Source organism: Cryomorphaceae bacterium (assembly GCA_007695365.1).
In the GTDB taxonomy this organism is placed as follows: Bacteria; Bacteroidota; Bacteroidia; order Flavobacteriales_D; family SKUL01; genus SKUL01.
The window spans coordinates 20,560-28,750 of sequence record REDV01000087.1 but is presented as its reverse complement, the minus strand read 5'-3'; the positions used below and the strand labels follow the sequence as shown (position 1 = coordinate 28,750).

General features: G+C 47.7%; 5 protein-coding genes. 1 reads left to right on the top strand and 4 read right to left on the bottom strand.

The annotated features are described in order from the left end of the window. From EA392_08195 to EA392_08185, 3 genes are all read right to left on the bottom strand, one after another. On the bottom strand, positions 1 to 2,488 hold a 2,488-nt coding region (locus EA392_08195), incomplete at its 3' end, for a hypothetical protein (protein ID TVR38962.1). A 266-nt stretch (positions 2,489 to 2,754) separates the two neighbouring features. After that, on the bottom strand, positions 2,755 to 4,020 hold the full coding sequence (locus tag EA392_08190; GenBank protein ID TVR38961.1) for a PKD domain-containing protein: 1,266 nt from the start codon (positions 4,018 to 4,020) through the stop codon (positions 2,755 to 2,757). A 22-nt stretch (positions 4,021 to 4,042) separates the two neighbouring features. Further along, positions 4,043 to 4,693, bottom strand: coding sequence for a sigma-70 family RNA polymerase sigma factor (locus tag EA392_08185; GenBank protein ID TVR38960.1), 651 nt, complete (start codon positions 4,691 to 4,693; stop codon positions 4,043 to 4,045). A 156-nt stretch (positions 4,694 to 4,849) separates the two neighbouring features. Between EA392_08185 and mdh the strand changes: the two genes are divergently transcribed. Then, on the top strand, positions 4,850 to 5,788 hold the full coding sequence (gene mdh / locus EA392_08180) for a malate dehydrogenase (GenBank protein ID TVR38959.1): 939 nt from the start codon (positions 4,850 to 4,852) through the stop codon (positions 5,786 to 5,788). Between the two features lie 50 nt (positions 5,789 to 5,838). Here mdh and EA392_08175 read toward each other — a convergent pair whose 3' ends face one another. Next, complete coding sequence (locus EA392_08175) at positions 5,839 to 8,151, bottom strand: T9SS C-terminal target domain-containing protein (protein ID TVR38958.1); 2,313 nt, start codon at positions 8,149 to 8,151, stop codon at positions 5,839 to 5,841. Positions 8,152 to 8,191 lie beyond the last annotated feature (40 nt).

Here is an 8,191-nt window from a genome sequence, read left to right as displayed (position 1 = left end):
CCTGCTCGGAGAACAGCAGCGGATTCACGAATACGGTGGTGGTGATGGTAGAGTCGCAGCCTGTTACGACGCTTTGCAGGGTTACATCGTACACGCCGGCTTCGTTGACTTCACTACCGTCGGGCAGGGTCACAAACTCATCTTCACAGATGGTAAACTCCTGCTCGGAGAAGAGCAGCGGATTCACGATCACGGTGGTAGTGATGGTGGAATCGCAACCGGTCACCACGCTTTGCAAGGTTACGTCGTACACGCCGGCTTCATTGACCTCGCTACCATCCGGCAGTGTCACAAACTCGTCTTCACAGATTGTTTCCTCGATTAAAATCTCGTGAACAGGATGAATTTCAACGGTAATGGTCGAGCTGAATTCGCAACCAGGAAATCCTACGGTGTAAGTATAATCGCCGGCTAAATCTGCGTCCGGATTCAAAGTTCCACTGTGTGAATTTCCCTGAGGGTCAGTCCAAAGACCTCCGGTATCCGGAGTTCCACCCAAAAAATCAAAGAGGTTGGCGGACTCGTCGTTGGCACAAATTTCAAATGAGTTATCCTCTCCGGGGTCGGGCAGGGGAGGTGTTTCGATTTCAATACTGGCCACTGACACACAGTCATTATCGTCTGTTACCGTAATGATGTATAGGCCTGCACAGAGGTTGCTGAATACTCCGTTGTTCTGTTCTATGCCATCCAGTTCATATACAAATGGTGGCTCACCGTCGTTGGTGGAAATTTCAATAGATCCATCGCACGCTCCCGGACAGCTTTCGTCTGTAAAGAGCTCGTTCAACGTAAAGCTATCAACTACTGTTACCGTTACCTGATCCGTTTCTACGATGATGCTTCCGTCGCAATGTTCGTACACAACCTCTCCGGTGTATGTGCTGGTTTCCTGTGGACATACTTCAATGTCCGGACCCGTTCCAATCAGGGTGTTTTGGTCGTCGTACCAATTAATCACGTAATTGGGAGGACCATCGGGTGTAAACCGCCAGGCTTCATTGCTTGCAGTCCACGGTCCGGTATTCCTGCCGGGGGGAGTTAAACCTTGTGTTCCAGTTGCATTTTGGATTCCGAGTACTGCGTTTCCGCTATTCCATCCTGTGCAGGTTTCTTTGAGGTTCACATACACGTCTATGATGTTTGTGGTCTCGTAGAGCACGATTTGATGTGTTGAGATACGGCAGGTATTGAAAAAGCCACAGTTACATTGAAAATGAGGAATTTCATTGAAATTCACAACAAAGGTTCGGCATGGAGCTTCTCCCAATATGGCATAATTGATTTCACCTCCCTGACTGGGGTCGATGTCGTGATAAACCCCAAATATGGCATTGAGAGGGAGGTTTGCGTTGGGAACGGCCACATTAAAGGCCCATGGGCAAAACTGATTGGCGTAAGCGGTATTGAATGAGACCAATCCGTTGGCGCCTACAACCGCCTGGTTGTACATATTACCGTAGAAGCAGAAGTTAAATGGCAGGTTAATAACTCCGCTGTAGATGTCATCCTGGCCAATGAAAAGAGGAGTGCCTCCGGTGTACGGATACGGTGGTTCATATGGAACGGATGATACCTGGTAACTGGTGGTTAACCCTGTTTCTGTTACATCTGCTTGAAGTTGCGTACACGCTGTTGCGCAATCCAGCTCCTGGTCGGGGCTTACTTCAATACTCGGGCAAGCCGGCGGGTTTCCGTCTCCACCTGGTTCGTAATCACAATCGTTACAGGAAATGATGGCTGACCAACCCGGAAAAGTTACGGAGCCATCAGAGGTAAACCTGAATGTAAGACATCCTCCTGACCCTGTAACGCTTCCCGGAGAATTACCACCTGTAAATGTTCCGATTAGTGGTGATGCAATGGAGGGCCCATCGTAGATGTATAAAAAGTCCCAGCCGTTTTCCAGGCTGAAAGAGTTGAAATTCACATTGACACACTCTCCGCTTTGATCTGAGCAAAAGGTGGTGGTGATGTTTTGGTTGTTTCCGTAATTTGCATTGGGACCTCCGGTATCAAAAAAATTTCCGCTGCATGTGCTGATGGTTCCTCCGGGGTTGTTGTAGTTAGTGCTTCCTTCGCCGCAAGAAATAAATGCTTCCCAGCCCGGTCGGGTTACGCTGCCGTCAGATATGAATTGAAAGGTGATGCATCCGGTTGAGTTAAAGCTGGGGGCTCCGGTGCCGGTGAGCGGACTGCCCGCAAACTGAGGACTACCTGTATTTGGGCCGTCATAGACGTATAGGAAGTCCCAGTTGGTTTCGATGTCAAAAAACGTGAACTCTATATTGATTGGGTCAGAACCCGACGGGCAAAAAGTGATGGTGAAATTTTCGTTGTTATTGTAGTTGCCGCCGGCACCACCGCTGTCATAAAACGTGCCCGAACAGGTATTAAAGGTGAGGTTGTTGTTGCTGCCGTTAAGGAGATAGACCTGAGCTTGCAAAACCTGCACAGAAAAAACGGACACAAGAATTCCCAACCACACGTATAGAGATACACTGCTCAAAAAGAGACGGGAAACTGACTTCTTGTTCTCTAGAGAATCAGAGTGGCTTTTGGTACAAAAAAGTTGTAGGCTCAGGCTAAGCCAAATGTGTCGCATAGCGAAAAGGGATGGTGTTGGTAGTGCTTTGGTTTCGTTCGCAAGATAATAAAATGGTTGCTAATGAGCAACCGTCCGGCACGGCTTTATTCAAAAAAAACGGCCTCTTAAAAGAGGCCGTCAATAAACTGATTTTCAGTGGAGGTAATTTACTTTCTTAACCGAACAGTGCCATCAAACACATCCACGGTACCGTTGGGGCTGGTTACAGTCACTTCCCATTGGTAAACACCACTGGATGCACTCACTGTGGTACCGGCAATTTTACCTTCCCATGGCTGGTTTATGTCCGTAGTTTCGAAAATCACCATATCGGTTTTTGGATCGGTAATTCGCATTACGAAAGTGCCCGGGATTTTGCGAAGTGCTTCAGGCATAAAAGTTCGGGCAGGTGCGCTGCCAGTGGGTGAGAATACCTCCGGAGCCATCAGGTTATAGTCTTCGGCTATTTCCACATACTTGTAGCTCGTGTCTGAGCATCCGAACTCGTTCATTGCCACGAGACTTACTTTGTAGTTGCCGCGTTTGGTAAAGTGATGTGTTAAGCCATTTTCTTCCGCTACTACCTGACCATCAATCATCCAAATTGCTTTACTCGCATTTTTGGTGTGGTTTTCAAATTGAACTTTGGGCATGTTCAATTCGTTTTGCTTCATGGTAAAATCAAAGGAAGCCTTCGGACGCGGATTGATCTTAATCTGGTCTTCGATGGTCATGGGTGTGAGTTTTCCGCCGGTGAGCGGGGTCACGAGCAGCGACACGTCGTAAACCCCTGGTGAGGCAAATACGTGAACAGGGTCTTGCTTGTTGGAGAAAATTCCATCTCCAAAGTTCCACAGGTAGTTACCTTCAGCGTCGCTCCCGGCCGTTGAGAAGGTAATAGGCGTTCCTTCGCATCCCTGCGCCACACTAGACTTGATTCTTTTCACCGTCATTTCGCCATATTCAACAATGGTCTCCTTATCATCTGATTGGGCAACATCCACGTCTTCGTTCAAGCTCTCCATTTTACTGGTAGGTACCTCCATCACAAACTCACTGATTTCAGTAATAGTTGTATGGATTTCAGCGGCATTTGTCTGTTCCTCAGTTTCGCTTTTGGCCGTCCAATCTGCAAGCTGGGCTGTTTCTGTTCCGGAACCCTCACCGTCGGGAAATTCTTCTTCGATTTCTTCTTCGTTGTTGGCGTATCCGGCACGGGCACCGTCAGGAAGGCCGAAATAAATGAGACCCGCCATAAAAACACCGGCGATAACAAAGGCGGTATAGAAGCTGCTCATACTTACTACAAGACCTTGTGTAAGTAGGTTGAGCCGACCTTCCATCTCGCGCCAGTGTTCCTGGTTGTAGGGCACCTCCAGCTGCTCCAGCGTTTGGCGGATTATGTCCTCGAGTGATTGTTGTTGATTGCTCATGTCTTCAGTGTGTTGGCAACGCTTATTTTGTATTCAAGAGTATTTTTCGGATTCTCAATTTGGCTTTTGCGAAGTTGGATTTGGAAGTGCCGATACTGATTTCAAGCTCATCGGCTATTTCCTGGTGGGTTTTGTTTTCCATCACGTACAAGTTGAATACTGCCCTGTAGGCTGGCGTCAATTGCTGCATGGCGTCAATAACGTCCTGCATCGTGAATTCCGTTTCCTGAGGAGAATCGAAATTGGTCTGATCCTCTTCAACCTCCTCTTCAAACCCTTCCATTCCGTCTTCACCCTGAGTTAAAAGAACGTTTGAACTTCTCTTCTTGCGAAAATAATCAATGGCTGTATTGACCATGATTCTTCGCACCCATCCTTCAAAAGACCCATCAAAACTATAACGTTCAAGGTTGTTGAACACTTTGATGAATCCATCCTGCAAAATGTCTTTGGCCTGATTGGAGTCGTTCGCGTATCGCATACAAACCCCCATCATTTTACCATAGAACATGCGGTACAGCCGTTCTTGGCATTGGCGATCATTTCTGACACAGCCATTTACAATTTCCCGAAGCGTGTTCTCCGATATGTTTTCAACATTTTGCACCGATAAGACGGGGTAAGGTTGGTTGGGTTGCCACCAAAAATATTCATTTGAGGCGTTGCAAAACAACAAAAAATGATGGAAATACCCTCACTTAACATGAAATCAGTAAAGTGCGCTTATTGGTTTCAGTAGTAGGTTTTCGTGCGAAATTCTGTGCTGATATCCTGCGGAACTGCTATTTTTGCCGTGAGACTATTTCACCACTTTTTAAAAGGATTGAACATGAAAATTACAGTAGTAGGTGCCGGAAACGTTGGTGCAACCTGTGCCAATGTTATTGCACACAGAGAATTGGCCAACGAAGTTGTTCTTTTGGATATCAAAGAAGGTTTTGCCGAAGGAAAGGCGCTGGATATTTGGGAAACCGCTCCCATCAACCTGTATGACACCCGAACTGTGGGCTCTACCAATGATTATGGGAAGACTGCTGGTTCGGAGGTGGTGGTGATTACTTCAGGATTGCCGCGCAAACCGGGTATGAGCCGCGACGACCTTATTGCTACCAATGCCACCATTGTAAAAACGGTTACCGAACAGGTAATTGAGCACTCTCCCGATGCCAAAATCATCATCGTTTCCAACCCACTTGATGTAATGACCTACGCGGCATTCCTCACTGCGAAGGTTGACTCAAACCGGGTGTTTGGAATGGCGGGAATTCTCGATACCGCCCGATACCGTGCTTTCCTTGCCGAGGCGTTGGATGTGTCTCCCAAAGATATTCAGGCGGTGCTTATGGGAGGTCACGGCGATACCATGGTGCCGCTTCCTCGCTATACCACAGTAGGAGGTATTCCTGTTACCGAGTTGATTGATAAACCCACTCTTGACGCCATTGTGGAGCGCACCAAGAAAGGTGGAGGAGAGATCGTAAATCTGCTTGGCACTTCTGCGTGGTACGCTCCCGGTGCTGCTGCCGCTCAAATGGTAGAAGCCATCGTGCGCGACCAGAAGCGAATTTTCCCTTGCTGCGCGTGGTTGCAGGGCGAGTACGGATTGAAAGACATCTACCTCGGTGTTCCTGTAAAGCTTGGCAAGAACGGCATTGAGCAAATCATTGAGCTTGATTTGAACAATGATGAGCAAGAGCTTCTGCACGCGTCTGCCGGTGCGGTGAAAGACGTAATGTCTGTGCTCGACCGAATGGAATTGATCAGTTAGAGAGTTTTTTGCCGATCAAAAAGAGTCGCCTTTTAACCAGGGCGACTTTTTTATTGCCCTGACACAACTGCCAACCGGGCGGTTGCCCTCTTATTGTTGGCCAGCTCAACTTCAACAATGTAAACCCCCGGTGTTAGTCCTGACGTTTGAATGGGTTGGGAGGCAGGTTGCTGAGCAAAACGCGCAACTGACCGGCCAATTGCGTCGAATATTTCAACGCGGTTCAGCATGTTGTCGTAAGGGGTGGTGAAAAGCAGTCTGAACTCGCCCGAAGTAGGGTTGGGGTACACCGAAAACAAGTCCTCGCGCCGGGAAAAAGAATGAAAACCAGTAGGTTCACCGCCTTTGAGAAAAAGAAGGCCTCCACCAAAGTTACCGGTAAACAGGTCGGGATGCCCGTCGTTGTTGATGTCAGTTACGGCCACAGTGCTTCTCATGCCGTTTTTCAAGCCAAAGAGCATGTCGTCCTCAAGATTAAAAGTACCGTTGAGGTTGTCGTCAATATTGCTGTACAAACGAATTTTCCCGGGTTCGCCACCAGTTATCAGGTAATACGTGTCATCCATTTCAAAAAACTGAATTACGCTGTAACCCGTGGTGATAAATCCCTCAGCGGTATTAACCTCACCCAAAAAATCGGTTACCAGCTGAAACGAAGGCTCAGTGGCGGTACCAACATTCTCATAGTACCAGATTTTACCATTTCGTTCTCCCATCACCAGGTCAATCAAACCGTCGCGATTGAGATCTATGAGCTGCGGTGTTGAATACTGGCCTGGGTCGATGTTGTTTCCTTGACTGTCTTTCAAAAAAATGTCAGAGGCGGCCTCAAATTGTGCGGTATTTCCCGGCCCGGCAGTATTGTAGTACAAGTAAATCTGTCCGTTTGCCGCGCCCAGAATCATGTCGTCATCTCCATCACCATCCAAATCTCCAAAGGCCGCATGCAAACCTTGCGGCATGGTTATGGTGCCGAGGCCCATGAAATCATCGGTAACATGGGTGAACTCAGGGTTGGTAGCGGTTCCTGTATTTTCGTACAGTGCCAATTGGCTGTTCCAGTTACCAGGACCTAAAAAATAGCCTTTGTTACCCACCAGCATGTCCTGCAGTCCGTTTCCGGTGTAGTCAAAGAAAAAAGCGGTGGCTCCCTCACCCACGTCAATCATTTGCTGCTGAAACAGGTCTTGCTGCACCAGATCGAACACCGGCAAGTCATCTTCACCAATATTTTGATAGTACCAAACGCTGCTGCTGTTGAGCGATGCAAAGGCATCGTTGGGTGATACAATCAAATCGCGCACACCATCGTTATTGAGGTCTTCATAAAAAGTTCCCGGGAAGGATGTCATTTCTACAGGCGGTGCCACGCCATGCCCCTGCGGGAATGCAGTGTTAACAGCAATAATCGAATCCATCCCTGAGGAAGTTGTAGAGTTCATTAGCGCAGTGAGGTTGGTGGCGCCAATGTCTCCGAGTACGATTTCTTTTGGCGGCTCTTGATTGAGTTCAATGGTCAAAATGGTGGTGCCGGCGTGACGAGCACCTCCCTCAAATTCATCAACTGTGGGTCTTTCCACTCCCGGGCCAGGGTCTGCCACATTGTAATTGGGTGGGCAGAGCATATTATGAAAATCAGGGTCGTGCAGCGTAATGGTGTTATCAATAGGGCTTTCCGAAAAATAACCGTAGCAACGATTTTTTAATTTGAAAGCGAGCGAGTCGCACCCACCTGTGAGTTCAACTGAAAGATTGCGGTGGTATTCGAGCAGAAGACCGGATACGGCGAATACCATGATGTCTAGGTCACCGTCGCCGTCAATGTCATCAATCGTTGGGATATCTACTGTGGTGATATAGATATTGGCATTGTAAGGCGGCATTGTGCCAAAGGCGTATTCAGACTGAAGGTTGTTTTCGCGAATGACGAACTCAAGTCCGCTTCCTGAAGTAGATACGTTTTCGTAAATCCTGAAACCTCCAATTCCGTTTGAGGTGAAAATGTCCTTTTTACCATCACAATTAAAATCTCTCAGCAAGACCCAGTTTCTGAGAGCCGGAAATTGCATGCTGTGCTCAAAGCTGTAGGGAAAAGTGTTCGGATCGTTGCTGCCGTTGTTCAGAAAAATCATGATTTTGTTGCCTGCGCGGTCAAAAACAAACACATCATCCAGGCCATCAAAATTCACATCAATGGTAGAAACCTGCGCCGCATTAATTCCTCCCGACCATGGGTTAACCAATTGCTCTCCATCACGAAAAACAGGAATTTCATCGCTGTAAGTGGCAAAGAATTGTGCGTACGAAAAGGTAGCAATGAAGCACGCTATCAGAGTAAAAGTAGTTTTTGCCATGTGTTGCATTTGAATGATGGATTGCAAAGGGTAAAGTTAGTGTATAGCG

What these genes read in the sequence shown, in the direction of transcription:
- EA392_08190 (TVR38961.1), bottom strand. Translation starts at nt 4,020, where the DNA reads ATGAGCAATCAACAACAATCACTCGAGGACATAATCCGCCAAACGCTG.
- mdh (TVR38959.1), top strand. Translation starts at nt 4,850, where the DNA reads ATGAAAATTACAGTAGTAGGTGCCGGAAACGTTGGTGCAACCTGTGCC.
- EA392_08175 (TVR38958.1), bottom strand. Translation starts at nt 8,151, where the DNA reads ATGCAACACATGGCAAAAACTACTTTTACTCTGATAGCGTGCTTCATT.